This window comes from Corynebacterium striatum (assembly GCF_016728105.1).
Classification (GTDB): Bacteria; Actinomycetota; Actinomycetes; order Mycobacteriales; family Mycobacteriaceae; genus Corynebacterium; species Corynebacterium striatum.
Window position 1 is genome coordinate 2,445,268 of sequence record NZ_CP068158.1, and the last position, 17,546, is coordinate 2,462,813.

Sequence of the window (17,546 nt, forward strand, 5' to 3'; positions counted from 1 at the left end):
TAGTGAGTTTACCTATTTTGATTGGCGCTCGGACGATAGCCCATCGATCAATAGGTATTTTGGGAGAACTTTTTTGGTTTTCGCTTGTGGCAGCTGGGGCGCTAGATTAGTCAGCATGGCGGATAAGCGAACATGGCTCGATGGGCCCGAGATTCCAGGTGAAAATGATGATTTTGCGGGCCCAGGAAAGTGGCCTGGTGAAAAGCTTGGGCTCCCCGAAAAGGGAGCTGGTGCGTTGGCGCCGGTGGCACGCCGCGCGGGCGCTGTGCTCATCGATTGGATCATGTGCATGTTGCTAGCCAACCTGATCATCATGTTCACCGACGCGCTCGGCGGTGCGGCGTTCTTGGGCTATGCTCTGTGGGTCCTCGTCGGCATCATCTGTGGCTGGCTCTTCGCACGCACCCCCGGCATGTTGGTGCTCGGCATGGGCGTGGCGCGTCTTGATGTCCCCGGTGAGCGCGTGGGATTCTGGCGCGCGGCAGCGCGCACCATCCTCACCGGCTTCCTCTTCCCAGCGGCAATGGTCGATACCGACGGCCGCGGTATCCACGACCGCGCAACCGGCACCGCAGTGATCATGGTCTAGTTCTTCTATCTTGCGGCGTCGCCAAGCGGCTCCTACAAATACCAAAAACCGGCCCTTTCCTTGGTGGATTCCAAGGAAAGGGCCGGTTTGCACAAGTCTTATTTGCCCTTGCGCTGCTGTGCGCGGCGCAAGCGGCGGTTCATGCCAGCCATGTTTTGCGCCTGGCGTGGCATCGGTCCCTTCGGCAGACCCGGGGTGGTGCCTGGCAGGTCATCCATGGCCTCAATCCTGCGGATGTTCGCGTAGGTCTCATCCTTTTTGAAGTTACGTGGGAACTTCATCACGTGATTGCGCAGCTTGGATACTGGAACCTCGCCTTCGCCGTTGCCAACCCAGACCTCGTAGACCGGCACGCCACCGGCGAGCTTATCCACGCGCTTCTTCAGCGTGTTGAGAACTGGGGCTAGACGCTTGCGGTCACCCTCGCAGACGAAGATGACACCGGCGTTGCCGATAACACGGTGGATGAGGTCCTGGTGGCGAGTAACGCCGACCGCAGTCTTGACCTTCCAGACGATGCCCACGGTGTTGCGCAGCTGCTGCTCCAGAGCCCAGCCAGCCACACCTGGCTGATCCTCAACCTTCTTGTACATGTCGCGCTCAAGACGGCGGGTGAACAGCCACATCGCGAGCAGGGCGCCGATGCCCAGACCTAGGATGAGCATGAACCACTGGCCGTTGAAGAGCAGGCCGATAAGGAAGAACAGCAGGCCCATTCCGAGGAAAGCAGCGAGCATGATCGGGATCAGCGCCTTGTCCTGCTTGCGTTGCATGTTGAACGCTTGCCACATCTGGGAGCGGGTTTGCTTGCGCTGCTCGCGTTTCGCGGCGCGCTCTTGCTTCTTTGCAGCCTTCAGGCTTGCCTTATCGTCTTGTGCCATGGTTCCTACTTTAAAGGTCAGCGCTGCTAATTACCGAATTGCAGCAGCGGCGGAGTCGGCGTTAGCCGGGGTCTTGGCCATGCGCGTGGTCACAGGGGTCTCCTCTGAAGGGCCGTACTTCTCAAGCAGCGTGGAAGCTTCCTGCGCAGTTGCGCCCTGGGAGGTCTCAGCGAGGTGCTTGAGATTATCCGGAAGCTCGAAGCCGCGAGCTTCCATAGCCTGCACGTACAGGCGGCCAGCGCGGTAGGAGGAACGGACCAGTGGGCCGGACATGACGCCGCCGAAGCCGAGCTCCTTAGCGAGCTTGGAGTGCTCCACGAACTCCTCTGGGCGTACCCAGCGCTCGATTGGGTGGAAGCGCGGGCCTGGGCGTAGGTACTGGGTAATGGTGATAATGTCGCAGCCAGCAGAGCGCAGGTCGCGCAGAGCTTCCTCGATCTCTTCCTTGGTCTCGCCCATGCCCAGAATCAGGTTGGACTTGGTGATGAGACCAAAGTCGTGAGCCTGGCGAATGACGTCGAGGGAACGCTCGTAGCGGAAGGCCGGGCGGATGCGCTTGAAGATGCGCGGCACGGTCTCCAGGTTGTGGGCGAAGACCTCAGGGAGAGCCTCGAAGACCTCCTGCAGAAGGTCCGGCTTGCCGGAGAAGTCAGGGGTCAGGTTTTCTACACCGGTGTGCGGGTTGAGCTCGTGAATCTTGCGCACGACCTCGGCGTAGAGCCACGCGCCTTCATCCGGCAGATCGTCGCGGGTCACGCCCGTGATGGTGGTGTAGTTGAGGTCCATCTCCTGGATGTTTTCTGCAACGCGGCGCGGCTCGTCGCGGTCCAACTCCGCCGGCTTACCGGTGGCGATGTCGCAGAAATCGCACCGACGGGTGCACTTGTCGCCACCGATGAGGAAGGTGGCCTCGCGCGATTCCCAGCACTCGTGGATATTCGGGCAACCAGCCTCCTGGCACACGGTGTGCAGGGAAGCACCGGACACGCGGGACTTCATATCCTCGTAGCCCGGACCGGTGCGGACCTGGTTGCGGATCCAGCGTGGCTTCTGTTCGATGGGGGATTCCGCATTCTTCTTCTCAATGCGGAGCATCTTGCGTCCTTCAGGCTTAACAGTCACGAAAACTCACTCTACGGGGTCGGAATTGTCTCTAACTAATACAAGTGGGGCGTGTGGCGGAATATTCCGCTTTTTATTCGGGTTTATTTGCGCCGCTCTGTTGCTCCTGCGCGAGGCGCTTTTGTCGGGCCTTTTCATTCGCCACCTTGATGGGGTCAGGTGCCGAGGCGAACGAGTGGTCTGCGACGGTGAGTTCACCGGAAAGCGCACGCTCGAGGGCGTCGAGAAGCGGTGCGGATGCCTCTTCCATGGTGACCTCACGGCCTAGCTCCAAGCTCAAGGTGGTGACGTCGGCGTCGTCGATGCCGCAGGCGACGATGTGGTCGTAGTACTCCAGTGTGTTGGTGCAGTTCAGCGCTAGGCCGTGCATGGTCACGCCGCGGGTGATGCGAATGCCCAGGGCAGCAATCTTGCGGTCGCGGGTCGGCGCCTGCGGATCGGCAGCACGAGTGGTCGATGGCACCCACACACCTGAGCGGCCGTCCACGCGCCCAGCGGTGACAACGCCGAGTTCGCGCACGGCCTGAATGATGGCCTCTTCGAGGCGGCGAACGTAATCCACGACGTCGACTGGCTCTGCCAGCTTGAGGATCGGATAGATCACCAGCTGGCCCTCGCCGTGCCAGGTGATGCGCCCGCCGCGGTCCACGGTGATGACGGGTAGACCATTGTCCGGCATATCCTCCGGCTGAGTGCGCTTGCCCGCGGTGTAGATGTTCGGGTGCTCTACCACCAAGATGACATCGCCGTGCTCACCAGCAGCGCGCTTGGCAGCCAAGTCGGCTTGCAGGTCCCACGCCTCTTGATAGTCCATGCGGCCGAGATGGCGGATTTCCAGGGGCTCTTCAGACGCGCGGATGGAACGGTCAGCGGGGAAGAAAGGCTCGCGAGGAGCAGTCATTCGGGATGCTTCCTTTGGTTGTTTAGAACTGATTCGCTACTCATACTGCCACCGAAAGTCGGGCATGCAAAAGGCGGGAGGAAATCCCCTCCCGCCTTATGCGTTGTGACTAGACGCCGTTTGCGGCAGCGTACTCGTCAGCGGTCATCAGCTCGCCGGTCTCGGAGACCTCGACCTCGAAGAGCCAGCCCTCTCCGAATGGGTCGTTGTTGATGACTGCGTAGTCATCGTGCACGGCCTCGTTGACGGCGGTAACGGTGCCGGTTACTGGGGAGTAGAGGTCAGAGACGGACTTGGTGGACTCGACCTCGCCACAGGTGTCGCCAGCGGTGACGGTGTCACCAACTGCCGGCAGCTCGGCGAAGACGACCTCGCCTAGGCGGTCCGCAGCCACGGAGGTAATGCCAACGCGAACGGTGTTGCCGGTAGCGGCATCAGCGGAGGAGTTGATCCACTCGTGGTCCTCGGAGTAGGAGAAATCTGCAGGAAGGTTAGCCATGGTGGTGGGGTCCTTTCAAAGGTATAAGCCTAGACGCGGCCGAACAGCGTCATGCGGCTGTTCGGTGCTTGCCTAGTTATCTTAACGGTTGAGACGGTAGCGCGGATTATTTTTCGCGCTTGTAGAACGGAAGTGCTGCGACGGTGAATGGGTAGCGCTTGCCCCGGATGTCGACCTCGACGGCGTCGCCAGCCTGCAGGTTTGCGCTGGTGTCCAGCAAAGCAATGGCAACCGGGTGGCCCAGGGTCGGGGAAGGCTGACCGGAGGTGACAGAGCCCACCTTGGTCTCGCCCACGAAGACCTCGGAGTCGGCACGGGCAGCGCGGCGCTGCTCAGAGACCAAACCGGTGATAGCAACCTGTGGACCCTCTTCGGCACGCTGACGCATCACGTCCGCGCCCACGAAGTCGGCTTCCTTCTTGGCAAAAGCACGCGCCATGCCGGCCTCTACCGGGGTGATGTCGCGGGAGAGCTCGTTGCCATAGAGCGGCATGCCGGCCTCCAAGCGCAGGGAGTCACGAGCAGCCAGACCACACGGGCGGATGTCGTACTCAGCGCCAGCCTTGAGCAGCTCCTGCCACAGCTCTGGGGCGTCGGAGTTGTAGACGATGAGCTCGAATCCGTCCTCACCGGTGTAACCGGTACGGCAGATGAAGGCATACTTGCGGGCGACCTTGCCCGTCATCGCTGCGTAGTACGGCAGCTCCATGACGGCTTCCTGCTTGGTGTCCTCGACCAGCGGGATGAGAATCTCCGCAGCTTTCGGGCCCTGTACTGCGATCATGGCGACGTCGCGGGACTCGTTGTTGAGGTCCACATCGAAACCCTCAGCGCGCTCGTTGAGTGCCTCCCAGACCACGTCGGCGTTGCCGGCGTTTGGCACGACCAGGAACTTGGTCTCGTCCAAGCGGTAGGTGATGAGGTCATCGATGATTCCGCCGTCTTCGGCACAGATCATCGAGTACTTTGCCTTGCCCACCTTGAGGTTGGTCAGGTCGGAGATGAAGCTGTAGGACAAGAACTTGGCAGCGTCTTCACCGTTGACCCAAATCTCGCCCATGTGGGAAAGATCGAATAGGCCAGCGGAGTTGCGCACCGCGCGGTGCTCTTCCAATTCGTTGTCGTACTTCAGCGGCATGTTCCACGGGCCGAAAGCCGTAAAGGATGCGCCAAGCTTTTCATGCTCTGCATGCAGCGGGGAGTTGAGCAATTCAGTCATTGTTTAGTCCTCTTCAGTCAGATCGAAAGCCTCTGGTGGCGGGCAGGCGCACACGAGGTTGCGGTCACCGTAAGCCTCGTCGATGCGGCGCACCGGCGGGAAGTACTTGTTGGCACGCAGGGAAGCAACTGGGTAGGCAGCTTCCTGGCGGGTAAAGCCGTAGTTCCACTCGTCGGATGCGACGGACGCAGCGGTGTACGGAGCGTTGTGGATGACGGATGCCTCGTACTCGACCTTGCCGTCGATGATGTCCTGGATTTCCGCGCGGATGGAGCGCATAGCCTCGATGAAGCGGTCTAGCTCGGCCAAGTCCTCGGATTCGGTCGGCTCGACCATCAGGGTGCCAGCCACCGGGAAGGACAGGGTCGGTGCGTGGAAGCCGTAGTCCACGAGGCGCTTTGCCACATCGGCCGCGGTGACGCCGGAGGCGTCGGTCAGCTCGCGCAGGTCGAAGATACATTCGTGCGCCACGAGGCCCTCGTTGCCGGTGTAGAGAACCGGGAAGGAATCCTGCAGGGACTTAGCCAGGTAGTTAGCGCCCAGGATTGCGTGGCTGGTGGCCTGCGCGACGCCCTCGGAGCCCACCATGGCCAGGTATGCCCACGAAATCGGCAGCACGCCGGCGGAGCCGTACTGGCTGGCGGTGGAGGGAACGCCGTGCTCGGTCGGGGTCGGCTGGGCCGGATCGATGGAGGCGTCGTTGGCGTTGGTCGGTAGGAAGGGCACCAAGTGCTTGGCGACGCCCACCGGGCCAACGCCCGGTCCACCGCCACCATGCGGGATGGTGAAGGTCTTGTGCAGGTTGAGGTGGGAGACATCGCCACCGAACTCGCCGGGGCGTGCCCAACCGGTCAGAGCGTTCATGTTTGCGCCGTCGATGTAGACCTGGCCGCCAGCAGCGTGGACCTTGTCGCACACGTCGCGGACCTCGGGGTCGAACACGCCGTGGGTGGATGGGTAAGTGATCATAATGCCGGCGATGTGCTCACCGTGCTGTTCGATCTTGGCATCCAGGTCTGCCAGGTCGATGGAGCCATCGTCTGCGGTAGCAACGACGACCACCCGCAGGTTAGCCAAGGTAGCAGAGGCCGCGTTGGTGCCGTGTGCGGAAGATGGGATGAGGATGACGTCGCGGCCAGAGTCTCCGTTGGCAACGTGGTAGCGGCGGATGGCCAGCAGGCCGGCCAGCTCACCCTGGGAACCAGCGTTGGGCTGGATGGAGACCTTTGCATACCCGGTCAGCTCAGCGAGCCAGCCCTCGAGTTCCTCGATGAGGGCGCGCCAGCCTGCGGTGGTCTCTTCCGGTGCGTATGGGTGGATGCCCGCGAACTCCGGCCAGGAGATGGGCTCCATGGCGGCAGTGGGGTTGAGCTTCATGGTGCACGAACCCAGCGGAATCATGGTGCGGTCCAGAGCCAGGTCCTTGTCCGCCAGGGTGCGCAGGTAGCGAAGCATCTGGGTTTCGGAGTGGAGGGAGTTGAAGATCTCGTGCTCCAGCGGAGCCTCGGCGCGGACGAGCGCGGAAGGCAGGGCATTAACGGCGGACTCGGCGTTGTCCTTGTCTGCGGACTCTGCGCCGAATGCGGCGGCGAGCTTGGCGACGTCCTCAAGCGTTGCGGACTCACCAAAGGAGACGGAGATCTTCTCGGAGCCGATAGCGCGCACGAGGTACCCCTGTTGTTGAAGGGATGCCTTGATGCCTGCGGCGTCGACGCCGGTGACAGTGACGGTGTCGAAGAACTCGTCAGCGACCAGGGTCTTGCCTGCGCCCTTTACGGCAGCGGCGAAGGAAGCGGCGAGCCCGTGAACGTGCTCAGCGATCTTCTTCAGGCCCTCTGGGCCGTGGTAGACAGCGTACATGGACGCTACGTTGGCCAACAGCGCCTGCGCGGTACAGATGTTGGAGGTAGCGCGTTCACGGCGGATGTGCTGCTCACGGGTCTGCAGGGCCAGGCGGTACGCCGGGCGGCCCTCGGCGTCCTTGGAAACGCCGACCAAGCGGCCAGGCATCTGGCGCTTGAGCTTGTCGGTGACAGCCATGTAAGCAGCGTGCGGGCCACCGAAGAACAGTGGAACGCCGAAGCGCTGCGTGGAGCCGATGACGATGTCAGCGCCCAGCTTGCCCGGTGCCTCCAGAAGGAGGAGGGAGAGCGGATCGGCCACGATGGTGGCTACTGCGCCGCGGGTGTGCAGCTCCTCGATGACACCGCGTGGGTCGTAAATGTCGCCCTCGGTGCCGGTGTACGCAATGACGGCGCCGATGAGGTCTTCGCCCACGAGGCCCTCGCGGATATCGAGGATTTCCACCTCGAGTTCGATGGCGCGAGCGCGCTCCGCCGCCACAGCGAGCACCTGCGGATGCAGGCGGGAGTCCAGGATGACGCGGCGGCCCTTCTTGACCGCGCGGGACATTAGGCCGACTGCTTCAGCGGTGGCGGATGCCTCGTCCAGCAGGGAAGCGTTGGCGATGGGCAGACCAGTCAGGGATTCGATCATGGTCTGGAAGTTCAGAAGTGCTTCCAGGCGGCCCTGGGAGATCTCCGGCTGGTACGGGGTATAAGCGGTGTACCAACCAGCGTCCTCCAGCAGGCCGCGGCGGATGACGGCCGGGGTAAGCGTATCGGAGTAGCCCTGGCCATAGAAGGACTTCAACACGATGTTCTGGCTGGCGTATTCGCGCAGCTTGTCCTGCGCTGCATTTTCGCTCAGCGCATCAGGCAGGGCTGGTGCCGATGCGGCGCGGATGGTGGTGGGCAGGGCAGCGTCGACAAGAGCGTCGATGCTGTTGTACCCCAGTGCGTTGAGCATCGTCGCTTGCTCGGAAGAATTTGGTCCGAGGTGGCGCGAGATGAAATCCATAAGTTCAATCTCCTTTGAAAGAAGCTCCGTGAAGGACGTCATGGTGAATGCCTAAAACATGGCCTAAACCGGAATTAAGTATAAGGCCTGTTGCTGTGGCCTAAACTCGTTTACCCCTACCGAGTTCCCTAAGCCACACTGTTGTTAATAGTGCAATGACAACACCACACATAAAAGTGGCCGAATAGCCCACTGCTGGACCCAGTCTTGACAAGATGAACGGCGCGAAAAAGCCAAGATAAGTCAGTGAATAGAACACCCCCGTTGCTGCCCCCAACTCTTTTGGATCGGCTAAAGATTGAGTTTGGGCGAGTCCGGTGAGCATCGTGATGCCATAGGCACTGCCCATCACGATGGCGATGAGCGGGAGTAGCCACAGCGTCCAGCTTTCAGTGCGCTGCGTGGCGAGCAGCAAGCACAACGCCATGCCGATGGCTGCAAGGAACATTCCGTGAGCCGCGGTGAAGTGAAAGCGCCCTGCGAGACGCTGAGTGGCGACGCCGGTGCCCATGGTCAGGAAAGCGATGGCGCCAGTGAGCAGGACTGGATGCGCGGAATGCTCGCTGAGCAATGCAGGCATGAACACCAAACCAGTGGTGGCGGTGCCGAATACCCACGGCGCATAAACGGCGACTGGAACAAAACGCCGGCTAAATAAGCTGCGTGGGACCCAGACCCGATGGGCAGCGCGGGTAGCGGCGGCTTGGGCGCTCGGGCAGTGATCGGCTGGAGTAGTCCACACCAATGGAATGATGAGGATAGCTAGGCTGACTGGTGCGAGGAAGGGGAGCAGCGTTGGGGCGGGCGCGAATTCGGCGAGCAGTCCGCAGAAGCCGGGTGCGAGGGAGAAGCCAAGGGAAAGAGAGATAGAGGAGCGGCGTGCACCGGTGACAGCGGAGGTGCTGAGCTCCTTGAGCCATGCAGCGCCGGAGGACATCGCCAGGCCCACTGCGGCGCCAATGATGAGGCGGCCTACCAGGAGCACAAGAAAGCTACCCGAGTTTCCGAGCATCAGCACCAGCGAGCCAACCAGCGTGCACGCCACGGCAGGGCGCATTATGGTTTTCCGGCCAAGAGAGTCTGATAGTGGGCCGCCTAGGAAGAGCGCCACCATGAGCCCAAGGGCATAGACACCGAAGAGGAACGATGACCGACTGAAACTCAGGCCCGCCTTCAGCTGATAGACCACGACCATGGGCGCGAAGAAATTGGCGCCAAAAGCCACAAGGAACATGCCTAAGGCAACGCGGAACCAATCTGAACGCAGCATGCGTCACAGTATATAGTGTCGTGTCTCACATTAGAGATTGGGGGGACAAGTCTTAGCGGGCGGAATCTAGCGGGCAGAATCTGGCGGTCGTGGAAACACCTACGGCCCCTTCGCACCCAGCAGATGTGGGGGGGAGCGAAGGGGCCGTGACCCTTAAGCGGGAATCAGGACTTAGATGTCGAGGTCAGCTGCGAAATCAGCGGTCTCGAGGCGGTCCTTGATGGTGGTGATGAAGCGGCCTGCGTCAGCACCGTCGACGACCTGGTGGTCGTAGGTGAATGGCAGGTAGCACATCTGGCGGATGGCGATTGCATCCTGGCCGTTCTCATTCACGACAACCGCACGCTTGGTGATAGCAGCGGTGCCGAGGATGCCAGCCTGTGGCGGAACCAGAATTGGGGTATCCAGCAGCGCGCCTTCAGAGCCGATGTTGGTGACGGTGAAGGTTGCACCGGTCAGATCGTTTGGCTTCAGCTTGTTGTTGCGTGCCTTGTCAGCCAGCTCAGCGATTGCCTTGGCAATCTCCGGCAGGGTGAGGTCCTGTGCCTTGTGGATGACCGGGGTGAGCAGGCCACGTGGGGTATCAACTGCGATGGCCACGTTGACGTCTGCGTGGTAGGTCATTTCCTTGGTCTCAGGGTTGTAGGAAGCATTGACGTTCGGGTGGGAAACCAGAGCCTCAACGGTTGCCTTAACGATGAACGGCAGGAAGGACAGGTTTGCCTCGTACTTTTCGATGAAGGCCTGCTTGGACTGCTTGCGCAGATCCCAGATGGCGGTCATGTCGACTTCCTGGACGTGGGTGAGCTGGGCAGAAATCTGCAGTGCCTCGACCATCTTTGCAGCGGTGATTTCGCGGATGCGGTTGACCTTCTGCGTGGTGCCGATGAGCTCCTGCTTTTCTGGGTCGACAGACTTGGTGGACCAGCGAGCGCGAGGATCGGTGGAGCCTGCGTTTGCGGAAGCCGGAGCCTCGCCCTCGCCAGCAGCAGCCAGAACATCCTGCTTGCGGATGCGGCCGCCGACGCCGGTGCCGGAGACGGTGGAGAGATCTACGCCGTGCTTCTCAGCCAGCTTGCGGACCAGCGGGGTGACGTAAGGAACGTCGTCGCCGTTGTTGATCTTGGTGGTGCCCTCGGTGACGGACTCGCCGAGCTCTGGCATGGCAACGTCGGTTGCGGAGCCGGAAGCTGCTGGTGCGGACTTCTCTTCCTTCTCCTCGACCTTAGGCTCTGCCTTTTCTTCGGCCTTAGGCTCAGACTTCTCTTCTGCCTTTGGCTCTTCCTTTTCTGCAGGGGCTGCCTGCTCCGGTGCGGCGTTGCCGTCGCCGATGCGGGCGATGACTGCTCCGACGTCGACGGTGTCGTCTTCGTCAGCGAGGATTTCGACCAGGGTGCCGGCGACTGGGGATGGGATTTCGGTGTCGACCTTGTCGGTGGAGACCTCGAGGAGTGGCTCGTCGACCTCGACGGTGTCGCCGACGGACTTCAGCCACTGGGTGATGGTGCCCTCGGTGACGGACTCGCCGAGCTCTGGCATGGCAACGTCGGTTGCGGAGCCGGAAGCTGCTGGTGCGGACTTCTCTTCCTTCTCCTCGACCTTAGGCTCTGCCTTTTCTTCGGCCTTAGGCTCAGACTTCTCTTCTGCCTTTGGCTCTTCCTTTTCAGCAGGAGCTGCCTGCTCCGGTGCGGCGTTGCCGTCGCCGATGCGGGCGATGACTGCTCCGACGTCGACGGTGTCGTCTTCGTCAGCGAGGATTTCGACCAGGGTGCCGGCGACTGGGGATGGGATTTCGGTGTCGACCTTGTCGGTGGAGACCTCGAGGAGTGGTTCGTCGACCTCGACGGTGTCACCGACGGACTTCAGCCACTGGGTGATGGTGCCCTCGGTGACGGACTCGCCGAGCTCTGGCATGGCAACGTCGGTTGCGGAGCCGGAAGCTGCTGGTGCGGACTTCTCTTCCTTCTCCTCAGCCTTTTCTTCGGCCTTAGGCTCAGACTTCTCTTCTGCCTGAGCGGAATCGTCGGAGGAATCGGAAGTAGACTCGCCCTCGTCACCGATGATGGCAATCACAGCACCGACGTCGACGGTGTCATCTTCCTCAGCCTTGATTTCGAGGATGGTACCCGCGACAGGGGATGGAATTTCGGTGTCGACCTTGTCGGTGGAGACCTCGAGCAAAGGCTCGTCGACCGCGACGGTATCGCCCACGGACTTCAGCCACTGGGTAATCGTGCCTTCGGTTACGGATTCGCCCAGTTCGGGCATCACAACGGAGTGTGCCATAAGTAATAAGACTCCTCGAAAGTCGGAATTGTTTAACGCTGGTCATTAATCCTACCGCGTGTCTAGTGTCAGCGCGCACATGTGGGTGTAGCAGTGCCTATAAGTGGGGGAGGGCGGGGGACTCAGGCATACAGCAAGACAGTTGAGTAAACTCGTAGGCTATGTTTAATCCCTTTCGACGAAACCGGTCTCAATCACAGCTGCGGCCCCCGCGGGCACCAGGAGAGACCATTCGGAAGGAAGATGCTCTAGCCCTGCAAGAGTGGGCGGGCGGACGCGTCTATATCGAGGCATTCGTGGAGCCGGAAACCGTGGTCAATGAGATGTCCGTGGTGGTCGTCGACGAGCACGGTGACTTTATCCGCCGCCGGATTGGCGGCCCCAAAGGAATTGACGCCGTAGCCAAGCTCTTGCAGTGCGACGTCTATGACGTAGAGGAGACGGGGTACCCCCAACGCATGCGCGAGCGGATCGAGCGCGAACGTATTCTGCGCAAGCGAGAAGAACAGCGCCAACGCAGGGAGCGCTTTGAGCGTGAACATGGCAGAGCTAAGGACAACCCAAACGATCCTTCCGCTTAGCGCTTACAAATAAAACCGATTAGCGCTTACAAATAAAACCGATTAGCGCTTAAAAATAAAGCTGACAAATAAAACAGCAAACGGCGAGTAGCTCCCGCAACCAATACGGTTGCCGGGCGCTAGTCGCCGTTTCTGTGTGTTACTGAGCTAGCAGATTACTTGGAAGCAATCTCGCGCAGCGTTGCCACGACAGTACGCACTGGCACGCCGGTGGCGCGCTTCGGGGTGTAGCCGCGAGGGCTGCCGTTGTTCCAAGACGGGCCAGCGACGTCGATGTGTGCCCACTCGATGCCTTCGCCGACGAACTTCTGCAGGTAGGTGCCTGCATACTCCATGCCGCCTTCGCGCTTGGCGTTGATGTTGCGGATATCCGCAGCCTGGGACTTGATTTCCTCGTCGTGCTCCTCCAGCAGCGGCATAGCCCAGGCGTTCTCGCCGACCTCACGGCCGATTTCCGCGATGCGGTCGCGGAAGATCTCAGAGCCCATGACACCAGCGGTACGGGTGCCCAGGGCGACGATCTGGGCGCCGGTCAGGGTAGCGGTTTCAATGAGGTAGTCCGGGTTGTCCTCAGACGCGCGAGCGATGGCGTCTGCCAGCACCAGACGGCCCTCGGCGTCGGTATTAAGAACCTCAGAGGTGATTCCGCCGTAGTGGGTAATGACGTCACCCGGACGAGTAGCGCCGGAGCCCGGCATGTTCTCCGCGAATGGCAGGGTAGCGGTGATTTTCACCGGAATCTCCAACTTCGCAGCCGCGATGATGGCAGCAGCCATCGCAGCGGAGCCACCCATGTCAGAGATCATGTCCCACATACCGTTGCCCGGCTTCAGGGAAATGCCGCCGGTATCGAAGGTGATGCCCTTGCCCACCAAGGCCACGGAGGTCTTGGCCTTCTTCGGAGCCCAGGTCAGGCGCACCAAGCGAGGTGGGCGCTGAGAGCCCTTGCCCACGGAGATGATGCCGCCGAAGCCTTTCTTCTCCAGCTGCTTCTCATCGAGGACCTCAACCTCCAGACCAGCTGCCTCAGCCTCAGCGGTGATGAACTCAGCGTAGGTCTCTGGGTACAGGACGTTTGCCGGAGTGTTCACCAAGTCGCGGGCGAGGTTTACCGCCTCCGCGGTGATGCGAGCTGTCTCGAACTCTTCAGCCGTAGACTTGCCACCGATAACGGTGAAGGAAGCCGGTGCCTCAGCCTCGGAGGATTCGGTGGAGCGGATGCCGCGGTAGGAGTAGCCGCCAAGGATAAGGCCCTCGACAGCGGCGCTAATGCCAAAGTCCGACAGCGTTGTGGTTACCGCACCAGCGCCAGCAAGAGCGCGTGCCGCAGCGCCCGCATTACGGCGCAGAATCTCGGCGTCGAGAAGCTCTGCGTCACCCAAGCCCACAGCAACGATGGTGGAAGCCGCAGCGTCCTTCGGTGCAGGGATGCGGGTAATCTCGCCCGCGCGACCGGTGGCGCCAACTGCAGCCAGGGCGTCGTAAGTAGCGCGCAGCGCATCCGGGCTCAGCAGGGCGCTGCCTGGTACCTCAAGCCCATCCTCGCCGGTAAATGTTGCGATAAGCAGGGCATCGACCTTCTTAGGGGCTTTCTTGGCCAATTCAACGGTGGGGAAGGTGCCACGGGCTGGCAGGGTAAACGCGGACTTTGCCACGATCTCCTCCTTGCATTCGGGGGTGAATAGTTTTACCTCACTCACCATACCCTTAGTGTTGGCGTCGGTAATCTGCCCCTTTTCCTGCCTGGCTATAGATAAAGGGGTAGCCTGTGAGCATGTTGAACTACACCGTGACCCGCACTGAAAATCCCACCTCTCCTGAACGCCTAGCTGAGATTCTGGCGAACCCAGGCTTCGGCAAGCACTTCACCGATCACATGGTGACCATCGATTGGAACGAAGAGCAGGGCTGGCACGACGCACAGGTGCGCCCGTACGAGCCGTTCAGCATGGACCCGGCCTCCAACGTTTTCCACTACGGCCAGGCGATCTTCGAGGGCATCAAGGCCTACCGTCAGCCGGATGGCTCTATTGCTACCTTCCGCCCGGAGGAGAACGCGCAGCGTCTCAACAACTCTGCTGAGCGCATGGCTATGCCGGCTCTGCCGGAGAGCGAGTTCGTCGAGTCCCTGCGTCAGCTGGTCGAGGTAGACAAGGACTGGACCCCTGAGGCTGGCGGTGAGGCTGCCCTCTACCTGCGTCCTTTCATGATCTCCACCGAGGTCTCCCTGGGCGTTCACCCGGCTAACTCTTACCGCTACATCGTTATCGCTTCCCCAGCAGGCGCCTACTTCGAGGGTGGCATCAAGCCGGTTTCGGTCTGGCTGTCCACTGACTACGTGCGCGCAGCACCGGGTGGTACCGGCGCGGCGAAGTTCGCCGGTAACTACGCAGCTTCCTTGCTTGCGCAGGCACAGGCTGCGGAGAAGGGCTGCGACCAGGTTGTCTGGCTCGATGCCATCGACCGCAAATACATCGAAGAGATGGGCGGCATGAACCTGGCCTTTATCTACGGCGAGGAAGGTGACCAGACTCTGGTCACCCCAGCCCTGTCGGGCTCCCTGCTGCCGGGCATTACCCGCAAGTCCCTGCTTGAGGTTGCACAGGACATGGGCCTGAAGGTTGAGGAGCGTCGCATCACCGCGCAGGAGTGGCGCGATGACGTTGCTTCCGGCGCCATGACCGAGGCCTTTGCTTGCGGTACCGCCGCAGTTATCACCCCGGTGGGCCACGTCTTGGGTGATGACGTGGACTTCGTCGTCAACAACAACGAGGCGGGCAAGACCACCTTGGCGCTGCGCGAGCGTCTGACCGGCATCCAGCGTGGTTCCGTAGAGGATACTCACGGCTGGCTGCACACGCTGACTAAGTAGCAAAATGAGATAAGGGAGGGCGCCGCGCTTGGCGACGCCCTCCCTTCCGCATGTTTTCCCACACGCTTCTCTGGGTTAGTCCTCGTATTCAGCCGCAGGGGCTTGTGATTCGTTGCTTTCTGCAGCGGCGAGGGCCGCGAGCTCGTCGCCTGCCAGCTCAACCGCGGCGTCGATAAGCGGCACTGCACTTAACGCTGCAAGGCCTTGGCCGGCGCGCATCCTGAGCTCGAGCAACGGCTGCAACTTCAGCAGCTCAAGGGCCTTGATGTGGGAAGGCTCCGTGGTCGCGCTTGCCGCATAAAGCCAGTGCTTGACTCCGGGCGCCAGCTTTTCGGCATAGACGGCGGCGGTGGCGGTAAGGGGGCCGTCGATAAGCATCGGTGTTCGGCGCGCTGCCGCCTGGCACATAAAGCCCACCAGGGCAGCAAAGCTCGGTGAGGAGGCTGCCTTGATGACTTCGATGCCATCGAGATTGCGGATGCGGAACATTGCATCGCGGATGACGGTGACTTTGGTCTTCCACATTGCGTCGGTGGTTCCAGAACCCGGACCCACGATGACAACCGGCTCGGTGGCAGTGAAGTTGCCCATGAGAACGGCCGCCACGGAGGTGCCACCCACGCCGAGCTCGGCGGGGATGAGGAGATCGGCGCCGGCATCAATCTCTGCATCGGCCGTGGTCTGCCCAAGCGTGAAAGCGGCGTCGAACTTTTCAGTGCTCATTGCGGGCTCCACATCAATGGAGCCAGAAGGCGCGCACTCCACGACGTGGATGCTGGCGCCTGTGCGGCGTGCCATCGTGTGTGCAGGGCCTGCGCCCTCTGCGAGCTCGGTGAGCTGTTCGGCATCCGACTCTGGAGCGAATGCGGAGAGCCCAACGCCCTCAAAGGTGCGGGTAGCGATGCCGTGCGCGCCGGCAAACACGATGACGCGTGTGCGCTGTAGCGGCGCGGCAGGTGCTACGCCTTGGCAGGCGGCGAGCCAGCTTGCGACGTCATTGAGCGTGCCAAAAGAATCGCCGCGTACAGAGGTACTTAAGGCGTCTGCTACTGCGAGACGCGCCTGCTGATCCGGCCGTGGAACCGGAATGATTTCAGGCATCACAACTCCTAAGCCTTGGGAAGAAGACGGTTAGACCGTAGCGCCGCGCTCAACGCGTGGCTTCGGGGTGCGCCACTTACGCGGCTGGGTTGCACGAGAATAAGCATAGAAGCCCAGTCCGAAACCTGCCTCGGTTGTGCCAGGGAACTTCAAACGCACCGAGTTGTTGCACTTGCGCGCCAGCCAAATGCCTTCGATAGCGAAGATTGCGATGAAGACCATAGAGATGATGGAGACCCAGTTGGCAAAGTTCGGGTTGTAGTTGCCCAGCAACATAACAACTAGCAGGACGATAGCTGCTGGCATTACCCACTCGTTGATGAACTTGCGGGAGTCAACCCAGTCACGTACGTAGCGGCGCACTTCACCCTTATCGCGGGGGAGAAGGTAGCGCTCGTCGCCACTTGCCATGCGCTCCTGTGCGACACGGTTCGCCTCACGGGATTCCTCACGCTCCTTGCGCTTATAAGCCTTCCACTCCTCCTTGGACATGGAAGCCTTGAGCTCCTTGCGGCGCTGGTAACGCTGCGCATCGGACATGCCGTTTGGATCGCGCTTTACGCCGCGGGCGATCTCTTGCTGATCACGCTTCGGCGTCGGGCGGCCCTTCGGCGGGGTGTAGCCCTTGCGGTGGGTTTCGGAGTGCCCTTCGCCGGCCTCGTGCTGTGCGGCGGAAGTATCCGCCTGCGATGCAGGGACAGCGGCGTCCTGGGACGCGTTTTCATCTTTTTGCCACGGAAGTTTCACGGTGATCAGACTACAAGGTTGGTGGTCAATAATGGGAATAGGCCCGCCGCCCATGACGTTGCAAGGAATGTAACCGAGGTCAACCTTTTCCCGATCACGCTGATCGGGGTAGGGTAGGGGCCAGAAAAACCCGTACTTATTTGAGGAGAAGACATGACCGCTCCAGCTTCCGCTACCGGTGTCATTCTGACTGAGGCAGCAGCCGCCAAGGCAAAGGCTCTGCTTGACCAGGAAGGCCGCGACGATCTAGCCCTGCGTATCGCTGTGCAGCCAGGCGGTTGCGCTGGCCTTCGCTACCAGCTTTACTTCGATGACCGCACACTCGACGGTGATAAGGTCGACACCGTCGGTGGCGTCAACCTCGTGGTGGACAAGATGTCCGTCCCTTACCTCACCGGTGCCAAGATCGACTTCGCTGACACCATCGAGTCCCAGGGCTTTACCATCGACAACCCGAACGCCGGCGGCTCCTGCGCTTGCGGTGACTCTTTCAACTAAATAGCGCTTTTATAGCGAAAGCGGGCTTGGAGGCAAGGTACCTTCCAAGCCCGCTTTGTCGTTTTATTCTTACTTCTTATTCTGCTTGGTTTCCCGCCTTCTTGGTTGATGACGTTGCCCA

15 protein-coding genes are annotated in these 17,546 nt (G+C 61.1%); 4 read left to right on the forward strand and 11 right to left on the reverse strand.

Annotated features, from left to right (window positions below; all coding sequences use genetic code 11):
* Positions 1-115 precede the first annotated feature (115 nt).
* Positions 116-589 (forward strand): RDD family protein, encoded by a 474-nt coding sequence (locus I6I72_RS11435; RefSeq protein WP_049064027.1) that lies wholly within the window; start codon positions 116-118, stop codon positions 587-589.
* Between the two features lie 98 nt (positions 590-687).
* Here the strand turns inward: I6I72_RS11435 and I6I72_RS11440 are convergent, their stop codons facing one another.
* The 8 genes from I6I72_RS11440 to sucB form a co-directional block, all read right to left on the reverse strand.
* Positions 688-1,470, reverse strand: a complete 783-nt coding sequence (locus I6I72_RS11440; RefSeq protein ID WP_049147234.1) for a DUF4191 domain-containing protein — start codon at positions 1,468-1,470, stop codon at positions 688-690.
* A 30-nt stretch (positions 1,471-1,500) separates the two neighbouring features.
* A complete protein-coding gene (gene lipA, locus I6I72_RS11445; RefSeq protein WP_049064023.1) occupies positions 1,501-2,565 on the reverse strand; it encodes a lipoyl synthase in 1,065 nt (354 codons plus the stop codon).
* A gap of 100 nt (positions 2,566-2,665) precedes the next feature.
* Positions 2,666-3,493: a lipoyl(octanoyl) transferase LipB gene (lipB, locus tag I6I72_RS11450; protein ID WP_049147233.1), complete on the reverse strand. Its 828-nt coding sequence runs from the start codon at positions 3,491-3,493 to the stop codon at positions 2,666-2,668.
* 109 nt (positions 3,494-3,602) lie between these two features.
* Positions 3,603-3,992 (reverse strand): glycine cleavage system protein GcvH, encoded by a 390-nt coding sequence (gene gcvH, locus I6I72_RS11455; RefSeq protein ID WP_049064020.1) that lies wholly within the window; start codon positions 3,990-3,992, stop codon positions 3,603-3,605.
* A gap of 106 nt (positions 3,993-4,098) precedes the next feature.
* Positions 4,099-5,211 (reverse strand): glycine cleavage system aminomethyltransferase GcvT, encoded by a 1,113-nt coding sequence (gene gcvT, locus I6I72_RS11460; RefSeq protein WP_049147231.1) that lies wholly within the window; start codon positions 5,209-5,211, stop codon positions 4,099-4,101.
* A gap of 3 nt (positions 5,212-5,214) precedes the next feature.
* Positions 5,215-8,070 (reverse strand): aminomethyl-transferring glycine dehydrogenase, encoded by a 2,856-nt coding sequence (gene gcvP, locus I6I72_RS11465; RefSeq protein WP_049147240.1) that lies wholly within the window; start codon positions 8,068-8,070, stop codon positions 5,215-5,217.
* A 100-nt stretch (positions 8,071-8,170) separates the two neighbouring features.
* Positions 8,171-9,340 (reverse strand): MFS transporter, encoded by a 1,170-nt coding sequence (locus I6I72_RS11470; protein WP_049147230.1) that lies wholly within the window; start codon positions 9,338-9,340, stop codon positions 8,171-8,173.
* A gap of 171 nt (positions 9,341-9,511) precedes the next feature.
* Entirely contained in the window at positions 9,512-11,626 is a 2,115-nt protein-coding gene (gene sucB, locus I6I72_RS11475; RefSeq protein WP_201806906.1) for a 2-oxoglutarate dehydrogenase, E2 component, dihydrolipoamide succinyltransferase, read from the reverse strand.
* A 161-nt stretch (positions 11,627-11,787) separates the two neighbouring features.
* Here sucB and I6I72_RS11480 point away from each other — a divergent pair, with 161 nt between their 5' ends.
* Entirely contained in the window at positions 11,788-12,207 is a 420-nt protein-coding gene (locus I6I72_RS11480) for an oxidoreductase (RefSeq protein ID WP_080974108.1), read from the forward strand.
* Positions 12,208-12,362: 155 nt separating this feature from the next.
* Here the strand turns inward: I6I72_RS11480 and I6I72_RS11485 are convergent, their stop codons facing one another.
* Positions 12,363-13,910: a leucyl aminopeptidase gene (locus I6I72_RS11485; RefSeq protein WP_049146907.1), complete on the reverse strand. Its 1,548-nt coding sequence runs from the start codon at positions 13,908-13,910 to the stop codon at positions 12,363-12,365.
* A 71-nt stretch (positions 13,911-13,981) separates the two neighbouring features.
* On the opposite strand from I6I72_RS11485, the gene I6I72_RS11490 reads away from it, so the two are divergent.
* Entirely contained in the window at positions 13,982-15,079 is a 1,098-nt protein-coding gene (locus I6I72_RS11490) for a branched-chain amino acid aminotransferase (RefSeq protein ID WP_049146906.1), read from the forward strand.
* Between the two features lie 75 nt (positions 15,080-15,154).
* Here I6I72_RS11490 and I6I72_RS11495 read toward each other — a convergent pair whose 3' ends face one another.
* A complete protein-coding gene (locus I6I72_RS11495; protein WP_049146904.1) occupies positions 15,155-16,180 on the reverse strand; it encodes a nicotinate-nucleotide--dimethylbenzimidazole phosphoribosyltransferase in 1,026 nt (341 codons plus the stop codon).
* A 30-nt stretch (positions 16,181-16,210) separates the two neighbouring features.
* On the reverse strand, positions 16,211-16,927 hold the full coding sequence (locus tag I6I72_RS11500; protein WP_049146911.1) for a DUF3043 domain-containing protein: 717 nt from the start codon (positions 16,925-16,927) through the stop codon (positions 16,211-16,213).
* Between the two features lie 153 nt (positions 16,928-17,080).
* On the opposite strand from I6I72_RS11500, the gene I6I72_RS11505 reads away from it, so the two are divergent.
* Positions 17,081-17,425, forward strand: coding sequence for a HesB/IscA family protein (locus tag I6I72_RS11505; RefSeq protein WP_005528647.1), 345 nt, complete (start codon positions 17,081-17,083; stop codon positions 17,423-17,425).
* Positions 17,426-17,546 lie beyond the last annotated feature (121 nt).